General features: G+C 69.8%; 14 protein-coding genes, 1 tRNA gene and 1 pseudogene. 7 read left to right on the plus strand and 9 right to left on the minus strand.

Annotated features, from left to right (window positions below; all coding sequences use genetic code 11):
- A complete protein-coding gene (locus EER30_RS01910; protein ID WP_127497625.1) occupies positions 1-618 on the plus strand; it encodes an RNA ligase family protein in 618 nt (205 codons plus the stop codon).
- Here EER30_RS01910 and EER30_RS01915 read toward each other — a convergent pair whose 3' ends face one another.
- From EER30_RS01915 to thrB, 3 genes are all read right to left on the minus strand, one after another.
- Positions 619-1785 carry a nitric oxide synthase oxygenase gene (locus tag EER30_RS01915; protein WP_127497627.1) on the minus strand — a complete coding sequence of 389 codons (1167 nt, stop codon included), beginning with the start codon at positions 1783-1785 and terminating at the stop codon, positions 619-621.
- 125 nt (positions 1786-1910) lie between these two features.
- Entirely contained in the window at positions 1911-3956 is a 2046-nt protein-coding gene (gene rho / locus EER30_RS01920) for a transcription termination factor Rho (protein ID WP_127497629.1), read from the minus strand.
- A 353-nt stretch (positions 3957-4309) separates the two neighbouring features.
- Positions 4310-5221 (minus strand): homoserine kinase, encoded by a 912-nt coding sequence (gene thrB, locus EER30_RS01925; RefSeq protein WP_127497631.1) that lies wholly within the window; start codon positions 5219-5221, stop codon positions 4310-4312.
- Positions 5222-5302: 81 nt separating this feature from the next.
- Between thrB and EER30_RS01930 the strand changes: the two genes are divergently transcribed.
- Complete coding sequence (locus tag EER30_RS01930; RefSeq protein ID WP_127497632.1) at positions 5303-5638, plus strand: hypothetical protein; 336 nt, start codon at positions 5303-5305, stop codon at positions 5636-5638.
- On the opposite strand, the gene EER30_RS01935 is transcribed toward EER30_RS01930, so the two are convergent.
- A complete protein-coding gene (locus EER30_RS01935) occupies positions 5618-6850 on the minus strand; it encodes an MFS transporter (protein ID WP_432417494.1) in 1233 nt (410 codons plus the stop codon). The two genes, EER30_RS01930 and EER30_RS01935, sit on opposite strands and share 21 nt — an antisense overlap.
- A gap of 534 nt (positions 6851-7384) precedes the next feature.
- On the minus strand, positions 7385-10657 hold the full coding sequence (locus EER30_RS01945) for an efflux RND transporter permease subunit (RefSeq protein WP_127497638.1): 3273 nt from the start codon (positions 10655-10657) through the stop codon (positions 7385-7387).
- A gap of 188 nt (positions 10658-10845) precedes the next feature.
- On the opposite strand from EER30_RS01945, the gene EER30_RS01950 reads away from it, so the two are divergent.
- The gene (locus tag EER30_RS01950) at positions 10846-11289 is read left to right on the plus strand and encodes a MarR family winged helix-turn-helix transcriptional regulator (RefSeq protein ID WP_127497640.1); all 444 of its coding nucleotides are present in this window, start codon (positions 10846-10848) and stop codon (positions 11287-11289) included.
- Here EER30_RS01950 and thrC read toward each other — a convergent pair.
- The 4 genes from thrC to argS all read right to left on the minus strand — a co-directional run bounded on the left by thrC (position 11275) and on the right by argS (position 16812).
- Entirely contained in the window at positions 11275-12324 is a 1050-nt protein-coding gene (thrC, locus tag EER30_RS01955; RefSeq protein ID WP_127497641.1) for a threonine synthase, read from the minus strand. The two genes, EER30_RS01950 and thrC, sit on opposite strands and share 15 nt — an antisense overlap.
- Before the next feature lie 89 nt (positions 12325-12413).
- Positions 12414-13763, minus strand: a complete 1350-nt coding sequence (locus EER30_RS01960) for a homoserine dehydrogenase (RefSeq protein WP_127497643.1) — start codon at positions 13761-13763, stop codon at positions 12414-12416.
- Complete coding sequence (gene lysA / locus EER30_RS01965) at positions 13760-15145, minus strand: diaminopimelate decarboxylase (RefSeq protein WP_127497644.1); 1386 nt, start codon at positions 15143-15145, stop codon at positions 13760-13762. The genes EER30_RS01960 and lysA overlap by 4 nt, the downstream gene beginning before the upstream one ends.
- Positions 15146-15147: 2 nt before the next feature.
- The gene (gene argS, locus EER30_RS01970; RefSeq protein ID WP_127497646.1) at positions 15148-16812 is read right to left on the minus strand and encodes an arginine--tRNA ligase; all 1665 of its coding nucleotides are present in this window, start codon (positions 16810-16812) and stop codon (positions 15148-15150) included.
- Positions 16813-16898: 86 nt separating this feature from the next.
- Between argS and EER30_RS01975 the strand changes: the two genes are divergently transcribed.
- The 4 genes and pseudogenes from EER30_RS01975 to EER30_RS01990 all read left to right on the plus strand — a co-directional run.
- Entirely contained in the window at positions 16899-17717 is an 819-nt protein-coding gene (locus tag EER30_RS01975) for a thioredoxin-like domain-containing protein (RefSeq protein ID WP_127497647.1), read from the plus strand.
- A complete protein-coding gene (locus tag EER30_RS01980; protein ID WP_127497649.1) occupies positions 17717-18379 on the plus strand; it encodes a DUF305 domain-containing protein in 663 nt (220 codons plus the stop codon). The genes EER30_RS01975 and EER30_RS01980 overlap by 1 nt, the downstream gene beginning before the upstream one ends.
- A 65-nt stretch (positions 18380-18444) precedes the next feature.
- A tRNA-Arg gene (locus EER30_RS01985) sits at positions 18445-18516 on the plus strand.
- A gap of 204 nt (positions 18517-18720) precedes the next feature.
- Positions 18721-18993, plus strand: a pseudogene (locus tag EER30_RS01990) (YrrC family ATP-dependent DNA helicase); the annotation flags it as partial.
- Between the last annotated feature and the right edge of the window lie 9 nt (positions 18994-19002).

A 19002-nucleotide genomic window follows, 5' to 3' on the forward strand; every position in this document is an offset into this window, starting at 1 on the left:
GTGAAGTACCCGCGGACCTTCCACCTGCCCGACTCGCCCGGTGCGACGCAGGACGACAAGGTGCAGCACGATCTGTCCTGGCTGGACGGCGAGCTGGTGGTGACCGAGAAGCTCGACGGCGGCAACCTGACCTTCACGCGCGACGCGATGTACGGGCGATCGGTCGACTCGGGCACGCAGCCCTGGGACCGCCCGGCCAAGGCGCTGTGGGCCATGACGGCGTACCGGATCCCCGACGACTGGCGGGTCTGCGGCGAGTCGATGTGGGCCCGGCGCAGCATCGCCTACGCCGACCTGCCCGGCGTCTTCATCGTCTTCGGCATCTGGGACGAGACCGGGACGCTGCTCGGCTGGGACGACACGGTCGACTGGGCCAATCGACTGGAACTCCCGGTGGTTCCGGTCCTCTACCGCGGCGGCAGCCTGTCCGAGGCGCGTGCCGCGTGGGCCGGGCAACGCGACCCGGAGACCTCCGAGGGATTCGTGGTGCGCAGTGCCGGCCGCATTCCGGCCGACCGGTTCACCAACCAGGTGCTCAAGTGGGTTCGAGCCGGCCACGTACGCACCCCGGACAGCTGGCGCCGCCGCGACGACTTCCCGCTCAACGAGTTCGCCTGACTATCTCCCCATGGGACAGCTCGTGCCTTCACGGGCCACGCGGGCGGCCTCGTCGTCGAGGTAGAACGCCGGTTTCAGGTCCATCTCGTCGTAGTAGCGGTGGAACACCGGCGTGATCCCGCCCGACATCGGCGGCACGATCCACGTCCAGTCAGCGGGCGTACGACGTCCCGCCTTCTCCTCGTTCTCGATGTGCTTGACGAAGCGCCGCGACTCGGTGTGGTGATCGCTCATCTTGACCCCGGCCCGCTCGAACGAGTGCAGCACGGCCCGGTTGAGCTCGACCAGCGCCCGGTCGCGCCACAGGGTCGACTCGCGGCTGGTGTCCAGACCCATCCGCGCCGCGACCGTCGGCAGCATGTCGTAGCGGTCGCCGTCGGCCAGGTTGCGCGCGCCGATCTCGGTGCCGAGGTACCAGCCGTTGAACGGCGCCAGCGGGTAGTGCACGCCACCGATCGTGAGCCGCATGTTCGAGATCGCCGGGACCGCGTGCCACCGCAGGCCCAGCTCGGCGAACCAGGCGAACTCGGGGTGGGTCAGCGAGACCTCGCGGATAGCCGGCTCGGGCAGCTCGTAAAGGCGTACGCCCTCGGTGGGGGTCTCGATCGCCAGCGGGAGGACGTCGAACTGCTCGCCCTTGCCGCGCCACCCGAAACCGCGCATCGCCGCGGTGAACTGTTCCTGCCGCGGATCACCGACCGGACAGCCGTCGGCGCCGCGGTAGCCCGCATAGCGGATGAGCTGCTCGTTCCACACGCGAGCGTGCGGGTGGCCGGGCTGCGCGGCGGCGAAGATGCTGATCACCGGGCGGATCGAGCCGGTGCCGGCGGTCCTGAGATGGTGCACCAGCAGCGAGAAGATATCGTCCGCGGTGCGGGCGCGGCGGCGGTCGAGCACGACCAGGCTGCGCCAGTAGAGGCGGCCGATGCAGCGGCTCGCGTTGCGCCAGGCCAGCTTCGCGCCGTACGCCAGCTCTTCGGTGGTGTGCACATAGGTGCCGGTGGCCGCGATCTGAGCCCGCACGATCGCGAGTCTCGGCTCGACCGGCCCGAGCCGTTGGTTCTCGGTGTAGCAGCGCCGCAGAAAGTCCTCGGCCTCGCCCGGGTCGGCGGGCGCGGTCCGATCCCACGGTTCTGACGGTTCATCCCGGTAGCCGGGCACGTTCATCGGGCGCCTCCCACCGATTTACCTATGGGAGGGGAAGATTCGCACGACTTCGCCCGGTGTCGCACACACCTTGTGCGACAAAAAGGACGCGACCCCTCGGGGCCGCGTCCTTATTGATCGTCGGGTTACTCGCCCGGCGTGGACTTCGCGATCTGCATCAGGAACTCCACGTTCGTCCGGGTCTGCTTGAGCCGGTCGAGCAGCAGGTCGAGCGCCGCGCCCGAGTCGAGCGAGTGCAGCACCTTACGCAGCTTGTGGATGATCGCCAGCTCTTCCTTGCCGAGCAGGATCTCTTCCTTACGCGTGCCGGACGGGTCGATGTCGATGGCCGGGAAGACCCGCTTGTCGGCGATCTTGCGGTCGAGCTTGAGCTCGGCGTTACCCGTGCCCTTGAACTCTTCGAAGATCACCGTGTCCATCATCGAGCCGGTCTCGACCAGCGCGGTCGCGAGAATGGTGAGCGAGCCACCGTTCTCGATGTTGCGCGCGGCGCCGAGGAAACGCTTCGGCGGGTAGAGCGCGGTCGAGTCGATACCACCCGACATGATGCGGCCCGAGGCGGGAGCAGCCAGGTTGTACGACCGGCCGAGCCGCGTCACCGAGTCGAGCAGAACGACCACGTCGTGGCCCAGCTCGACCAGGCGCTTGGCCCGCTCGATCGCCAGCTCGGCGACCGTGGTGTGGTCCTGCGGCGGCCGGTCGAACGTGGCCGCGACGACCTCGCCCTTGACCGATCGCTGCATGTCGGTGACCTCTTCGGGCCGCTCGTCGACCAGCACGACCATCAGGTGGCACTCGGGGTTGTTCTCGGTGATCGCGTTGGCGATCGCCTGCAGAACCATCGTCTTACCGGCCTTCGGCGGCGAGACGATGAGCGCCCGCTGGCCCTTGCCGATCGGCATGACCAGGTCGATGACGCGGGTGGTCAGGATGTGCGGCTCGGTCTCGAGACGCAGACGCTCCTGCGGGTAGAGCGGGGTGAGCTTGTAGAACTCCGGACGGCGCCGGGCCTCCTCGGGCTCCATCCCGTTGATCGTGTCGAGCCGGACGAGCGGGTTGTACTTGTCGCGACGCGAGTCGCCACTGCCACTCTCGCGCGGGGCCGCCCGCACGGCGCCGGTGACCGCGTCGCCGCGGCGCAGGCCGTGCTTCTTGACCTGCGACATCGACACGTAGACGTCGTTCGGCCCGGAAAGGTAACCGGTGGTGCGCACGAACGCGTAGTTGTCGAGCACGTCGAGGATGCCGGCCACGGGGACGAGCACGTCGTCCTCGCTGACGTGCGGCTCGCGGCCGCCGCTGTCGCGCTGACCGCCGCTCTGGTTGTCGTCCCGGTCGCCCCGGCCACGCCGGCGGTCGCGGAAACGGCTGCGACGGCTGCGACGGCCGCCCTCGCCGTCGTTGTCATCGTCGTCGTGACCCTGGTCGTTGCTGTTGCTGTTGCTGTTACGACCCTGATCGTTGTTGATGCGCGGCCGGTCGCCCCGGTCGTCGCGCGGTCCACGGTCGTCACGCGGGCCGCGGTCGTCGCGCGGGCCACGGTCGTCACGGGGGCCACGGTCGCCGCGGTCGTCACGCTGGTTGCGCTGACGGTCGCGGTTGCGCTCGCCGCGGTCGGGCCGCTCGGTGCGCTCCGCCGTCTCGGGCTCGGCCGTGGGGGCCGACTCACGAGGGGCGTTGTCGCGCGGGGCGTTGTCGCGGTCACGGTCGCGGTTGCGGCCCCGACGGCTTCCACCCTCGGCGGCCGGCGCCGCCTCCTGCTGCGCGACCGGAGCCGGAGCGGCCTCGACCGGCGCGGTGGCCGCCTCGACCGGCGCGGGAGCGGCAACGGGGGGCTCGATCTTGGCAGTCGCGACCACCGGAGCCGTGGCGACGACGGGAGCCGGAGCGGCCTCGGCGGCCGCGGCGGCCCGGCTGGTGCGGGGACGCGGCGTGCTCTCGGCCGGCGCACCGCCGCTCTGACGCTCGGAGATCGCGGTGATCAGTTCGCCCTTGCGCATCCGGGCGGTGCCGGAGATGCCGAGGGACGCGGCGAGGCTCTGCAGCTCGGGCAGCAGCATCGCGGACAGCCCGGTGCCGCCTCGGCGGCGCTTCGTGGCGGTCGCGGTGGTGCCGGCGCCGGCGTCAGCGACGTCAGAAACACCCGACGTCACGTCGGTGGTGTCGCTCAATGGATTCCTTCCGTCGGAAAAAGCCCGAGACTCCCGGTTTCTGCAGCCTGGTGGCCCGGGTGTCGCGGTACCCGCCTCGCACGAGCGGCGCGGGAAATTTGTGCAGCACGGCAGCTCGACGGTTTCCCTGCTCATCAGACGTTGACAAGTAGGTCTCGGCGAGTGCAGCGACCGGAGATTGCGGCTCAGCGTGTGCCTTGTGTGAGGTGAGACGGCCAGACGGCCTTTGAAGTCTCGGGGGTGCGCGCCGAACCGCAGAATCGCTTTGCTTCGCGGCTGTGCTTGGCCTTCACCAAGTCAACTGCTGGTCTTGAGCGTAGTCAACTCGTGCGACCTGCGGCAACAGGGCCCCGCTAGGCGAGTTCCACCATACTCCCTTTGACAAGAGCTCCGCCGCCATCCACGCCCAACGACACGGCGCGCCATTGTGTTCCCGCGTGGAAATCGCCCGGGACCTGGGTCAACGCCAGCACCGAAGGCCCCGCCCCGCTGACCACCGCCGCCACGCCGACCGAGCGCAGCGAGGCTACCAACGACGCCGTACCGGGCATCGCCTCGGCCCGGTAGCCCTGGTGCAGCCGGTCTTCGGTGCCCGCCAGAAGCAGAGTCGGATCGCTGGTCAGGGCATGTGTGAGAAGTGCCGCCCGCCCCGCGTTGAACGACGCGTCGGCGTGCGGCACGCCGGACGGCAGGGCCGCGCGCGCCGAGGCCGTGTAACCCCGCTCGGCCGGCACGAAGACTGTCGGACGCACGTCAGCGGTGACCGGCAGGCGTACGGCCCGGGCCCCCGGCCCCTCGTTCCAGGCGATGGTGAACCCGCCGAGCAGACACGGCGCGACGTTGTCGGGATGCCCCTCGAGCCGGGCCGCGATGCGCAGAGCGGCCTCGTCGTCGATCAGGCGCGTCCCACCGGCTACCAACCCCCGGGCCAGCTGCACGCCGCCGACGATCGCGGCCGACGAGGAGCCCAGGCCACGCGCCTGCGGGATCCGGTTGACGCAGGTCACGGCCAGGCCGGGCGGTCGTTCGCCCAGTTCGTCGAAGGTGGCCAGCATCGCGCGGAGCACCAGGTGGGACTCGTCCCCGGGCAGCTCCCCGGCGCCCTCGCCCGTCACCTCGACCCGGTAACCGCCGTCGGTGACGCGGGCGCTGAGATCGTCGTACAGGGTCAGCGCGAGACCCAGCGCGTCAAAGCCGGGACCGAGATTGGCGCTGGTCGCGGGGGTGCTCACGGACACCGCATCACTGGCGAAGGTCAGGCCCATCGCCTCATGGTAGATGTGGATCTTTACCGTACGCCGCCGGGCCGTCACCGAAGTGTCGTAGCCGACCGCTAGGTTCTCTCCGTGCTCGCCTTCGTGGTTCAGATCCCCGTCGTCGCCGTGCTGATCACCGGCCTGGTCCTTCTCTCCTCCCCCGCGCGCCGGCTGCCCGGTCGCAGCGACCTGCTGGCCCGGGGCGGCCTGGTCGTCCTGCTCGCGCAGACGGTCGCCTCAGCCGCGTGGAACGCCGCCTTCACCCTGATAATCGTGCGTGCCGATTTCAGCGCCGCCGAGCTGGGCCTGGTCAGCGGGCTCGTCGGGCTCTTCCTCGCGGTGCTCTTCACGGCCGGGCTGGGGCTGCTGATCGCCGCCTTCGCGACCGTCCGCACCTCCCGCGCCTCAGTCAGCGTCGACGGTTGACGGCTCGCGGCCTGACAGCCGGCGGGTCGCGAATCGCCAGACCAGTGCGTAGGTCAAGGTCACCAGGCCGCAGCCGCCGAGAATGAACCGCTCGTCGACGAAGTCAACCACGGCCGTCGCCCCGAGCTGGCTGACCGCGATGGCCAGCGTCGCGAGCATCAGGTCGGTCGAGAAGACCCGTCCCCGCAGCCGGTCGGGCACCTCACCCTGCAACGCATAGTTGGACAGCACCCAGTTGGCGCCGCCGGCGAGGTGCGCCACGAAAACGAGGCCCAGCACCAGCGGGAACCACGGCGTCACGGCCACGCCGAGATAGCCGATGCCGTAAAGGGCCATCGAGAGCGCCAGCCCCGGAAAAAGCCAGGATCGGCGACGGAGCACCGGGCCCAGGATGAAAGGCCCGGCCAGAGCCCCGGCGCCACGGACGGCGAAGAGCAGACCGACACCCGCCACACCGGCACCATGCAGCGCGGCGATCAGAGGAAACACGGTGAGCACGCCGTTGCCCAGGCCGGCGGCTATCTTGACCGTCACCAACGCCCGGATCCGCGGATTCTCGCGCAGATAGCCGAACGACTCACGCAGGGCATGCCGGGTGCGGGTCGCCTGCTGGCCGGCGTCGCGCGGGGCCTGCATCGGGCGGCGGATCGTCGCGGTCAGCCCAGCGGCGATCAACAACAACACGGCGGTGACGCCGAAGCTGGCGTACGGCCCGAAGACCGCGCCGACGATGCCGCCCAGCGAGGCGCCGACGATAGTCATCGTGCCCCACGCGGAACCCGAAACAGTGTTGGCGGCGGCCAGATCGGCGGGGTCGACGACGTTGGGCATGGCGGCCGACGCGGCGGGCGAATAGAAGGCCTTGGCGATCGCGACGGCGCCGATCGCGACGAGGGCGAGCGGCGCGGTCTCGGCCGAACGCACGGTGAACAGCAGCAGCACGGCGACGAACGCGGCCAGGTTCGCGATGATGAGGATCTTGCGGCGATCGAAGCGGTCGGCGATCGTGCCGGTGTAGGGCAGCAGGAGCGCGTTGATGCCGGTGTCGGCGGCGAGAACGAGGCCACCCCAGACGCCGCTGCCGGTGAGCTCGGGCAACAGCGCGAGCAGCGGGATCATGACAAACCAGTCGGAACCGAAAACCACCAGCTCAGCAGCGAACAGTCGCCGGAAATCGCGATTACGAGTAACAACCAAAAACGCTGTTGCCACGTACACGGACGTTACTGCCCTGTGGACAACCGCCATTCCCCGCCCGCCTCAGAAATAGCCGCACCCCGCACCCGCACCCACGCCCGGCGCCCCACACCTTGCGCGCCAGCCCCGGTGCCCCACGCCCGATGCCCCACGCCCGATGCCCCACGCCCGATGCCCCCACTCCCCACGCCCGCCGCCCGGTGCGCCCCACACCCCGCGCTCGCCGCCTGGCCGCCCGGTGCTTTTGCGCGGCACGTCGCGGTGGCCGTCTAACTACGGCGGATCGCCAAGCGGCCGGGCGTCAGGGTTCCGCTTCGTGAGGCCAGTCACGGTGGCCCCTGGTTACGGCGTTTGCCAAGCGGCCGGGCCTCGTGGCTCCAGGTGGCGGCCGCTCCAAAACCGAACAGGGGGCGGGAGCCAGCAAAGGTGACGGCCGCTCCGAAGAACTTGCACGGGGCACCGGGGCGCTGGAGGTGGTGGCCGCTCTGAAGAACGGCCAGCAAAACGGGCGACCAGCCAATGGCCGGTCGCCCGTTGCGTGAGGATGCGTCAGTCGGTTTGGGTTTCCGGTCGCTTCGGCATCTTGAGCACCTCGAACTGGTCGGTGTAACCGCGCAGCGCCCCGCTCGTCCGCGGCGGCTCCGCGGCCGGCACCGTCGCCGGCTCGGCCGGCTCCTCGTCATCGGGCACCGGCTGCAACGACGGCGAGTCGGCGGGAGTCGGAGCGGCACCGGCCGGGTCGCCGATGGGGCCACCGCGACGGGCGAGACGCTTGCGGCGCCGCTTCTCCTTGCCGTTCTCGACCATCGTGTAGAGCGTCGGCACCAGCACCAGCGTCAGCAGCGTCGAGCTCACCAGGCCGCCGATGACCACAATGGCCAGTGGCTGCGAGATGAAGCCGCCCTCACCGGTGAGCCCGAGCGCCATCGGGATCAGCGCGAAGATGGTCGCGATCGCCGTCATCAGGATCGGCCGCAGGCGGTGCCGGCCGCCCTCGATCACCGCTTCCTGCACGCCCATGCCGCCCGCGCGGTAGTGGTTGATGAGGTCCATGAGCACGATCGCGTTGGTCACCACGATGCCCACCAGCATCAGCACACCGATCAGGGCCGGCACGCCCAGCGGTGTCCCGGTCGCCAGCAGCAGCGCGATCGCGCCGGTCGCCGCGAACGGGATGGAGACCAGCAGGATCACCGGCTGGATGAGGCTACGGAACGTCGCCACCATGATGATGAAGACGATCGCGATGGCCGCAAGCACGGCCAGCCCGAGCTGCTGGAACGCCTCGGCCTGGTCGGCACTGACGCCGCCGATGGTCGCCGTGGCACCGGCCGGCAGGGTCAGCCCGTCGAGCTTCTTCTGCAGGTCGGTGGTGGCCGCGCCGAGGTCGGAGCTCTTCGCCGTGCCGGTCACCGTGACCGTGCGGTCGCCGTCGACCCGGGTGACCTGCTCGGGGCCGTTTACCTCTTTGACCTCGGCGATGGTGCTCAGCGGCACGGGCCCGCGGGCGGTCGTGAGCGGCAGTGCGCGCAGCGCCGCCGGGTCGGCCGGAGCCCTGCCGAACGAGATCACCACGTCCTGGGTGGCGCCGTCGACCGTCATCCGGCCGGCCGGGGCCGAACGGAACGCGCCCGCCACGCTCTGCGCGATGGTGGCTTCGGTCAGCCCGTACCGGGCCGCGACGTCGCGCTTCACGATCACGTCGAGGCGCGGGACGCTGGCCGCCAGCGTGCTGCTGACCTCGAGGAGGTCGCCGGATTCGGTCATCGTCTTCTGCACCTGCTCGGTCGCGGCGGTGAGCGCCTCCCCGTCGGCCGCCTTGACCAGCACCGACAGTTCGTTGCCACCGCCGAGGCCGGAGGTGTCACCGCCGACGCTGACTTCGCCGACGCCGTTCATCGTGGCGAACTTGTCGCGCAGCTCTTCGGTGATCTTCGCGGCGTCGGCGTCCTCGAAGAGGCCGACGTTGAAGGTGGCGGTGCTCGCGCCGCCGCCCCCGACGAACGGGTTGAAGTCGCCGCCGCTGCCCAGAGACACCTGGTACGTCTTCACGCCGCCGGTCGCCCCGAGCACGCCCTCGATCTGCTTGGCCGCTTCGTTCGTCGCGGCCAGGTTCGTACCGACCGGCATCTCCTGCGTGATGGAGAGCGAGTCCTGACCCGACTGGTCGATGAAGTTGGTCTCGAGCCGGGTGGCCAGCACACCGGTGCCGAAGAGCACGACGAGGCCGATGGTCAGCGTGGTCCAGCGCCGCTGGGTGGCGAAGCGGATCACCGGCAGGTAGCCGCGCTGCAGCGGGTTGCGCTTCTCCTTCTCCTCGGCGGCCTGGCGCAGCGCCTCGGTGTCGGCGCCCGCGGGCGGCGGCTTGAGGAACCAGTACGCCAGCACGGGCACCACGGTCAGCGCCACGAAGAGCGAGGCCACCAGCGCCACCGTGACGGTGATCGCGAAGGACGAGAAGATCTGGCCGACGAAGCCACCGACCAGCGCGATCGGGGCGAAGACGGCCACCGTGGTCAGCGTGGACGCGGTGACCGCGCCGGACACCTCGCGGACGGCCGAGATGATCGCGTGGACCTTCGGTTCGCCGTACTCGAGATGTCGTTTGATGTTCTCGAGGACGACGATCGAGTCGTCCACCACGCGTCCGACCGCGATGGTCAGCGCGCCCAGGGTGAGCAGGTTGAGCGTGTAGTCGCCGGTCCAGAGCGCGATCAGGGCGATCAGCACCGACAGCGGGATCGACACGGCCGTGACCAGCGTCGAGCGTACGGAGAGCAGGAAGACCAGGATGACGATCACGGCCATCACGAGGCCGAGCAGGCCTTCGGTGGTCAGGCTCTCGATCGAGCGTTCGACGAACGGCGCCTGGTCGACGACGACGGTCAGCTTGGCGCCGGACGACTTCTCGAGGTCGGCCAGCTTGTCGCGGACTTCGTGGGAGATCTCGACCGGGTTGCCGTCGGGCCGGGCGGTGACGGCGATGCCGAGGCTGTCGACGCCGTCGGTGCGCGTGTACGACGTGGCGGCGGGGAGCTTGCTCTCGACCGTGGCGACCGAGCCGAGCTGCACGGGGCCGCGGGCGCCGGTGAGGTAGACCTGCTTGAGCTGGTCGATCGAGGTGAGCGACGAGCCGACCTGCACGGTCAGCGACCGGCTGCCCTCGCTGACCGCGCCGGCCGGCACCGAGATGCCGTTCTGCTGCAGCACGGTGGTGATGGCCTGCGGGCTGACCCCGGCCGCCGCGAGCTTGGGCAGGTTGGGCGTGATCACGACCTGGGCCGCGCGGGCGCCGGTGATCTGGGTGTCGCGCACGCCGTCGATCGCGTTCAGCTCGGGTACGACCGTGTCGTTGAGCTTGTCGAGCAGCGCGCTCTCGTCACCGCCGCCCGAGGCGGCCAGCACGATCGCCGGGATGTCGTCGGTGCCGCCCGCGAAGATCGTCGGGGTGACGTCGGCCGGCAACTGCGGCTGGACCCGGTTGACCGCGGTCGTGAGCTGGTTGACCGCGGAGTCGATGTCGGTGCCGAACACGAAGGCGACCGTCACGGTCGCGATGCCCTCGCGGGTGGTCGAGGTGACGCTGTCGATGCCGTCGAGGCCCTTCGCGGCGTCCTCGAGGGGTTCCGTGATCTGATCCTGGATGATCTCCGGGCCGGCGCCCGGGAGCGTCGCGGTCACGAAGGCCGCGGGGAACTCGATCGACGGGAACAACTGCTGCTTGAGCGACGGGATGGCGAAGATCCCGAACGCGGTGATGACTAGGGCGATCAGGGCGACTAGGCCTCTGTTGGCCAGGCTCAGCCGGGTCAGGAAGGACATGGGCGCTCCCCCGGTAAAAGTTCGTCCAGCACTGATAGTTTGCCTGACGCGAACAAATGGTTTTCGATGGGGGCGCGCTGGTACCGTCCGTCCGTAAGACCGCCTTCAGTCCGCTTCAGGGCGGCGGGTGGGGTGGTCGGAGGGGGACGCAGACAGGCCATCAGCGCGTCACGAAAGAGGAGTCTGCGGTGGCCGACAAACAACAGCTCATCGCGGACATTATGGGCGCGCAGCAGCGGCTGCAGGACGTGATTGCCGAGGACCGGACTGATCCCCTGTTCTCCTCGCACCTGACGTTGTCGCAGCTCAGAATCCTCATGCTGCTCGCCCGCCACGGTTCGGTGTCGGGCAGCGAACTGGCCGGCATGGTCGGCGTCGGCGCGGCCGCGCTGACCGGCATGATCGACCGGCTCGTCGTGCAGGACCTGGTGGCCCGCGCGGAGGACCCGCACGACCGGCGCGTACGCCGCATCGCGCTGACTCGCGCGGGCAAGGACCTCATCGCGAGCATCTTCAACGCGGGTGAGGCGAAGATGCGTACGCTCCTCAGCCGTCTCTCAGCCGAGGAGCTGGACCTGATCGCTCAGGCGACGCTGCTCTTGATCAAGGCGGCCGACTCAGGCGAGGCCTAGCTCCCGCGCGGCGATCAGCACGTCGTTCTTGATCGTGATCGGCGACGGCGCGGTCGAGATCGCCCACTCCGGGTCTTTCAGGCCGTGACCCGTGACCGTGCAGACGACGGTGGAACCGGCCGGCACCTTGCCCTCAGCGGCCTGCTGCAACAGCCCGGCCACACTCGCCGCGCTGCCCAGCTCGACGAAGACGCCCACCTCGCGGGCGAGCAGACGATAGGCCGTGAGAATCTCGCGGTCGGTGACGGCGGCGATCAGCCCGCCCGAGGCGTCGCGCGCGTCGAGCGCCTTGGTCCAGCTCGCCGGGTTGCCGATGCGGATCGCGGTGGCGATCGTGGAGGGCTCCTCGACGACCTTGCCGTTCACGATCGGTGCGGCGCCGGACGCCTGGAACCCGTACATCTTGGGCCGTTTGGTGCTGTTGCCCGCCTCGTGATCCTCCTGATAGCCCATCCAGTACGCCGAGATGTTGCCGGCGTTGCCGACCGGGAGGCAGTGGATGTCGGGGGCGTCGCCCAGCGCTTCCACGATCTCGAAGGCGGCGGTCTTCTGGCCGTGCAGGCGGAAGATGTTGACCGAGTTGACGAGGGCGACCGGGAAGTCTTGCGACAGCTTCGAGGCCAGCGCCAGACAGTCGTCGAAGTTGCCGCTGACCTGCAGCAACTTCGCGCCGTGGACGAGCGCCTGGGCCAGCTTGCCGAGCGCGATCTTGCCTTGCGGCACCAGCACCGCGCAGGTCAGACCGGCCCGGGCCGCGTACGCCGCCGCGGAGGCGCTCGTATTGCCGGTGGACGCGCAGATGATCGCCTTGGCGCCCTCCTCGACGGCCTTGGACACGGCCAGCGTCATGCCGCGGTCCTTGAACGACCCGGTCGGATTGGCCCCCTCGACCTTGAGGTAGACGTCCGCGCCCGTGCGGGAGGAGAGCACCGGGGCCGGCACCAGGGGCGTGTTGCCCTCGTGCAGTGTGACCACCGGGGTCGTGTCGGTGACCGGAAGTCGGTCCCGATATGCCTCGATGAGTCCCCGGTACATGGCCTCGCTCCTCACGTTTGTCCTCGTCGCCGCCCCAGACTGCCGCAGAACTCCGAAATCTGGGACGGATTGTTCAACTGTCGGGACGCTCAGGCGCCGCCCTCTACGCGCAGCACGCTCGCGATCGAGCGCACGATGTCGAGCCGGGACAGCTCCTCGACGGTCGCCGCGAGGTTCGCGTCGGGGGCGCCGTGGGTGACGATCACCAGCTTGGCGTCCTCGGCCCGGCCCGACTGACGTACGGTCGCGATCGACACCTCGTGGTCGGCGAAGACACCCGCGACCGACGCGAGCACGCCCGGACGCTCGGCGACGTCGAGGCTGATGTGGTAGCGCGTCACGGCCTCGCCGATCGGGCGGACCGGCAGATGGGCATAGTTGCTCTCGCTCGGCGCCCGGGTGCCGGTGAGCCGGTTGCGGGCCGCCGCGACGATGTCGCCCAGCACGGCGCTCGCGGTCGGCGTGCCGCCCGCGCCCCGGCCGTAGAACATGAGCTGCCCGGCCGCCTCGGCCTCGACGAAGACGGCGTTGAACGCGTCGCCGACGCTCGCGAGGGGGTGGCTGCGCGGGATCATCGCCGGATGCACCCGCACACTGACCGATTCCTGCCCGGACGAGTCAGGGCCGCGCTCGGCGATGCAGAGCAGCTTGATCGTGCAGCCCATCTCCTGGGCGCTGGCCATGTCGCCCGCGGTCACCCCGGTCATGCCCTCGCGGAAGACGTCGGCCGCGGTGACCCGGCTGTGGAAGGCCAGCGAGGCGAGGATGGCCGCCTTGGCCGCGGCGTCGAAGCCCTCGACGTCGGCCGTCGGGTCGGCCTCGGCGTACCCCAGCTCGGTGGCCTCCTCGAGGGCCTCGCTGAAGCCGGCGCCGGTGGCGTCCATCGACGAGAGGATGAAGTTGGTCGTGCCGTTGACGATGCCGGTGACCCGGGTGACGCGGTCGCCGTGCAGCGACTCGCGCAGCGGGCGCAGCAGCGGGATCGCGCCGGCCACGGACGCCTCGTAGTAAAGGTCGGCCCCGCCCTCGGCGGCCGCGTCGTGCAGCGCCGCCCCGTCCTCGGCCAGCAGCGCCTTGTTCGCCGTGACGACGCTCTTGCCCGCTCGCAGCGCCTCGACCAGCCAGGTGCGGGCCGGCTCGATGCCACCCACCACCTCGATCACCACGTCGACGTCGTCCCGCTTGACCAGGCCGAGCGCGTCGGTGGTGAACAGGCTGTGGTCGATCGGCAGGTCGCCCCGCTCGCGGCCGAGCCGGCGCACGGCGACCCCGACGATCTCGAGCGGCGCGCCGATGCGGGCGGTCAGGTCTTCCGCCTGGTGGTGCAGCAGGCGTACGACTTCCGAGCCGACCGTGCCGCAGCCGAGGAGGGCGAGGCGGATCGCTTTCTCATCGGGTTTCTTGTTCAGTTTTCCGCCGCGGTTAGGCTCAGAGCTCATCCAACATCCAATGCGAGCAGGTCGTCCTCGGTCTCCCGCCGCACGATCACGCGCGAGGCGCCGTCGCGCACCGCCACCACGGGCGGCCGAGGGACGTGGTTGTAGTTGCTGGCCATGCTCCGGCAATAGGCGCCGGTGCCGGGCACGGCGAGAAGATCTCCGGGCTGCACGTCAGCGGGCAGGAATTCATCCTTCACGACGATGTCCCCGGATTCACAATGCTTTCCCACCACGCGGGCCAGAATCGGCTCGGTGTCACTCGCCCGGCTCGCCACGGTCGCCGAGTACGACGCGTCGTACAACGCCGTACGGATGTTGTCGCTCATGCCGCCGTCGACACTCACGTACGTCCGGATGCCGTCGACGTCCTTGACCGTGCCGACCTCGTAGAGCGTGAAAACCGCGGGGCCGACGATCGCGCGGCCCGGCTCGATCGACAGCTTCGGCTTGCGCAACGAGTTGAGCTCGCACTCGCTCTCGACGATCTTGTTGATGCGCTTGGCCAGATCGGCGGGGGCCGAGGGGTCGTCCTGGGTCGTGTACGCGATGCCGAAGCCCCCGCCCAGGTCGAGGTCGGGCAGTTCGACCCCGCGGGCGTCGCGGATCTGGGCCTGCAGCTCGACCACCCGGCGCGCCGCGACCTCGAAGCCGCTCGTGTCGAAGATCTGCGACCCGATGTGCGAGTGGAGACCGCGCAGGTCGAGCACGCCCTCGTCGAGGATCTTCACGGCGGCCGCGAACGCCGCGCCCCCGGCCAGCGAGAAGCCGAACTTCTGATCCTCGTGCGCGGTGGCGATGAACTCGTGCGTGTGCGCCTCGACCCCGACGGTGACCCGTACGAGGACGTGGGGCCTTTGACCTTTTTCTTCGGCCAGGGCGGTGAGGCGGTCGATCTCGCCGAACGAGTCGACCACGATGCGGCCCACGCCGGCGTCGAGGGCGCGCTCGAGTTCACGTACCGACTTGTTGTTGCCGTGGAAACCGATGCGCTCGGCCGGGAAGCCGGCCGCCAGCGCCACCGCCAGCTCGCCGCCCGTGCAGACGTCGAGGAAGAGGCCCTCCTCGTCGATCACCCGCACGACCGCCTTGCAGAGGAACGACTTGCCCGCATAGAAGACGTCGGCGTCGGAGAACGCGTCGGCGAAGTCGCGGCAGCGGGACCGAAGGTCGTCCTCGTCGAGCAGGTAGGCGGGGGTGCCGTACTCCTCGGCCAGGGCGGCGACGCTCACGCCGCCGATCTCCAAGTGGCCTGCGTCGGCGCGGTTCACGGTCCGCGGCCAGAGCTCCGGCACCAGGGCGTTGACATTCTGGGGCGTACGCAACCAGGCGGGCCCTCGTTGTCCGAGGTCGCCGTGCAGTGCCCCGGCCTCATGCGCGCGCATCCCTACATCCTTTCGGGCGCCGAGACGCCGAGCAGGCCCAACCCGTTGACAATCACCTGACGAGTGGCGTCGTTGAGCCACAGCCGGGCGCGATGGGTGTCGGTGACCTTCTCGTCGCCCTGCGGCGTCACCCGGCAGTTGTCGTAGAACCGGTGGTAGGCGCCGGCCAGGTCCTCCAGATAGCGCGCGACGTGGTGCGGCTCGCGCAGCTCGGCCGACCGGACAACCACGTCAGGGAACTCGCCGAGCGCCTTGAGCAGGTCGTTCTCCTTCTCATGGCTGAGCAGCTCAGGGTGGAAGCTCGCGGGATCGCCCCGGACCACGCCGAGCTCGGCGGCCTGCCGGGCCACCCCCGCCGTACGGGCGGCGCAGTACTGCACGTAGTAGACCTTGTTGTCCTTGGTCGCCCGCGTCCATTCCTCGATGTCGATGTCGATCGGGGAGTCCGAGGAAAACCGGGCAAGCGCGTACCGCGTTGCGTCGACCCCGATCGCCTCGACGATGTCCTCGAGGGTGACCACCGTGCCGGCCCGCTTGCTCATCCGCACGGGCTGGCCGTCGCGCACCAGGTTGACCAGCTGGCCGATCAGAATCTCGAGGTTCACCTTCGGGTCGTCGCCGAAGCAGGCCGCCATCGCCTTCATACGGCCGATGTAGCCGTGGTGGTCGGCGCCCAACATGATCACGATCCGGTCGAAGCCGCGCCGGCGCTTGTTCAGGTAGTAAGCGCAGTCGGCGGCGAAGTAGGTCCAGTCACCGTCGGACTTGCGCAGCACCCGGTCTTTGTCGTCGCCGAACTCGGTCGTCCGCAGCCAGGTCGCGCCGTCGGCCTCGAAGATGTGGCCCTGCTCGCGCAGCCGCTCGAGCGCCTGGTCGAGCGCGCCGCTCTCGTGCAGGTCCTTCTCGTTGAAGTAGGTGTCGAAGTGCACGCCGAACTCGGTCAGCGACTGCTTGATCTCGGCGAACATGAGGTCGACGCCGACCCGCCGGAACGTCTCGAGCTGCTCGGCCTCGCCGAGCTTCAGCACGTCGGGGGCCGCGGCGACGACCGCGGCGGCGATCTCGGCGATGTAGGCGCCACCGTAACCGTCCTCGGGGGCGGGTTCGCCCTTCGCGCCGGCCAGCAGCGACTTCGCAAACCGGTCGATCTGGGACCCGGCGTCGTTGAAGTAGTACTCCGTGCCGACCGTGGCGCCGGCCGCCCGCAGCAGGCGGGACAGCGCGTCACCGACCGCGGCCCACCGCACGCCGCCGATGTGCACCGGGCCCGTCGGGTTGGCCGAGACGAACTCGAGGTTGATCCGCTCGCCCGCCAGCTCTTCGGTGTGCCCGTACGCCTCGCCGGCCTGCACGATGTCACGCGCCAGCACGCCCGCCGCGGCCGCGTCGAGCCGAATGTTCAGGAAGCCCGGACCGGCGATCTCGACCGACTTGATGCCCGGCTGCCGGCTCAGCTCCTCGGCGAGGGCCGCGGCCAGCTCGCGCGGTGCCACGCCCGCCTTCTTACCGAGCTGTAGCGCCAGCGTGGACGCGTAGTCACCGTGCTCGGGGTTGCGGGGGCGCTCCATCGTCGTCGTCTCGGGCAGGGCCGACACGTCGAGCCCGCGGGTCTCGAACACGGCACGAGCGGCTGAGAGAACGGTGGCAGCAAGCTTGGCGGGAGTCACCCAACCATGCTATCGGGGGTAGACTTCACCGCTCGGCGGCCACCCGAGCCCCGCCCTCCCTCTCCAGCGAGAATCGACGAGGCACGATGAGTATGAGCACGCCGGGTCCCGAACGGGTCCCGTCCTCCGTCAAGGTCGGCAAGACCACCGGTCAGGGCAAGCCGCCCACCGGCGGCTCCCGCCCCGGCGCGCCGGGAAAGAAGCCCGCAGGCAAGGGCCCGGCCGGCAAGGGCGGAGGCAAGGGCCGCAAGCCGATCACTCCGGTCAAGGCGTCCGGCGGCCGCAACTGGGGCCCCATCGCGGTGGCCGGTGCTGTCATCGCGGTCGCCGCCGTCATCATCGGCGTCGGCGTCGTCTACGCCGTCCAGGGCTCCCGCGGCTGGGAAGACAAGGTCGCCGACATCCAGGGCGTGGTCAACTACCGCGCCCAGAACAACGCGGCGATCATGGCCCAGGACCACAAGCAGGGCCCGCTGCAATACGTGACCAGCCCGCCCGTCGGCGGCGCCCACAACAGCGCCTGGCAGAACTGCATGGGCGACGTCTACGACCAGCCCATCGCCAACGAGCACGCGGTGCACAGCCTCGAGCACGGCGCCGTCTGGGTCACCTACAAGCAGGGCCTCGCCGCCGACCAGGTCGAAGTGCTCAAGCAGAAGGTCCAGGGCAAGGAATACATGCTCATGTCGCCCTACGCCGGGCTCGACAAGAACGTGTCCGTCCAGGTCTGGGGCTACCAGCTCAAGACCGACGACGTGAACGACTCCCGCATCGACCAGTTCATCAAGGACACCCGTCTGGTTGCGACGCTCGAACCCAACGCGGCCTGCTCCAGCGGCAACACCACCACCGGCCCGGTCCAGGCGGCCGGCGCGACCCCCGGCATGACAGGCACCGGAAGCTGATGCCCATCTCCACCGACCCGGGAGCGGCGGCTCCGGTCGCCGCCCCGGCCGGTGACACCACGGCCCGGCGCGGCCAGCCCTGGCTCGCCGTCGCCGCCCTGGTGCTCGGCCTCGTCCTCGGCGTGGCCGCCGGCCTGCTCATCCCGCGCCTCACCCACCCCGGCGACAACTCCGTCGAAGCCGGCTTCCTGCGCGACATGTCGACCCACCACGCCCAAGCCGTCGAAATGTCGATGATCGCCCACGCCAACTCGGCGAACCCGCGCATCGTCACCCTGGCAGGCGACATCGCCCTCACCCAGCACGGCCAGATCGGCTACATGCAGGCCTGGCTACGCGACTGGAACCTGAGCCCCACCGGCTCCCAGCCCCCAATGGCCTGGATGCCCGACTCGGCCGGCTCAGTCGTCAACGGCCTCATGCCCGGCATGGCCACCCCCGAACAACTGGCCACCCTGCGCAAAGCCACCGGCAACGACCTCGACGTCCAGTTCCTCACCCTGATGAGGGCCCACCACCTGGGCGGCATCCACATGGCCCAAGAAGCCCTCGACCGCACCGACGACAAAAACATCGACTGGCTCGCCGCAACGATGGTCCGAGGCCAACAGAGCGAACTAGGCCTGATCGACTCCATGCTCAAAGAACTCCGGCCCGCGTGACCGCTTGCCAACCGATACCGGTTGGCGAGCGCCGTCGGCGTCCTGCTAGGCTCTGAAACCACTGAGCCCCCGTAGCTCAGGGGATAGAGCGTCGCCCTCCGGAGGCGAAAGCGCAGGTTCGAATCCTGCCGGGGGCACACTGAACTTACCTGGGGCCCGAGCCCCAGACCCCACACCGTTGGGGCAAAGCCCCGGATCCCCAATCGGTGTCGTCGCTGGTCATCTCCATAGCCCAGCACCTTGATTCAGCTTTACTAGCCGAAGCCACGTTGGCACTGCTGCTCCGGAATGGGCATTACCGGCCTACGTCCTGCTCGAGGCGCCGGGGCAGGATAGGCGTCGTGGCGGCGGGTGTTTCGTCCCGGCCGGCACCGCAGGTCCTGGAAGCGGTGCTGGAACGGTTGACATATGTGAACGAGGAGACCGGCTACACGGTGGCCCGGGTGGCGACCGTCCGAGGATCGGACCTGATGACCGTGGTCGGGGCGTTGCTGGGTGCGCAGCCCGGCGAGAGTCTGCGAATGCGAGGCTGGTGGTCCTCGCACGCGCAGTACGGGCGCCAGTTCGAGGTGATGTCCTGCAGCACCGTGCTGCCGGCCACGATCCAAGGCATAATTGCCACG

Source organism: Actinoplanes solisilvae (genome assembly GCF_003999975.1).
GTDB classification, from domain to species: domain Bacteria; phylum Actinomycetota; class Actinomycetes; order Mycobacteriales; family Micromonosporaceae; genus Actinoplanes; species Actinoplanes solisilvae.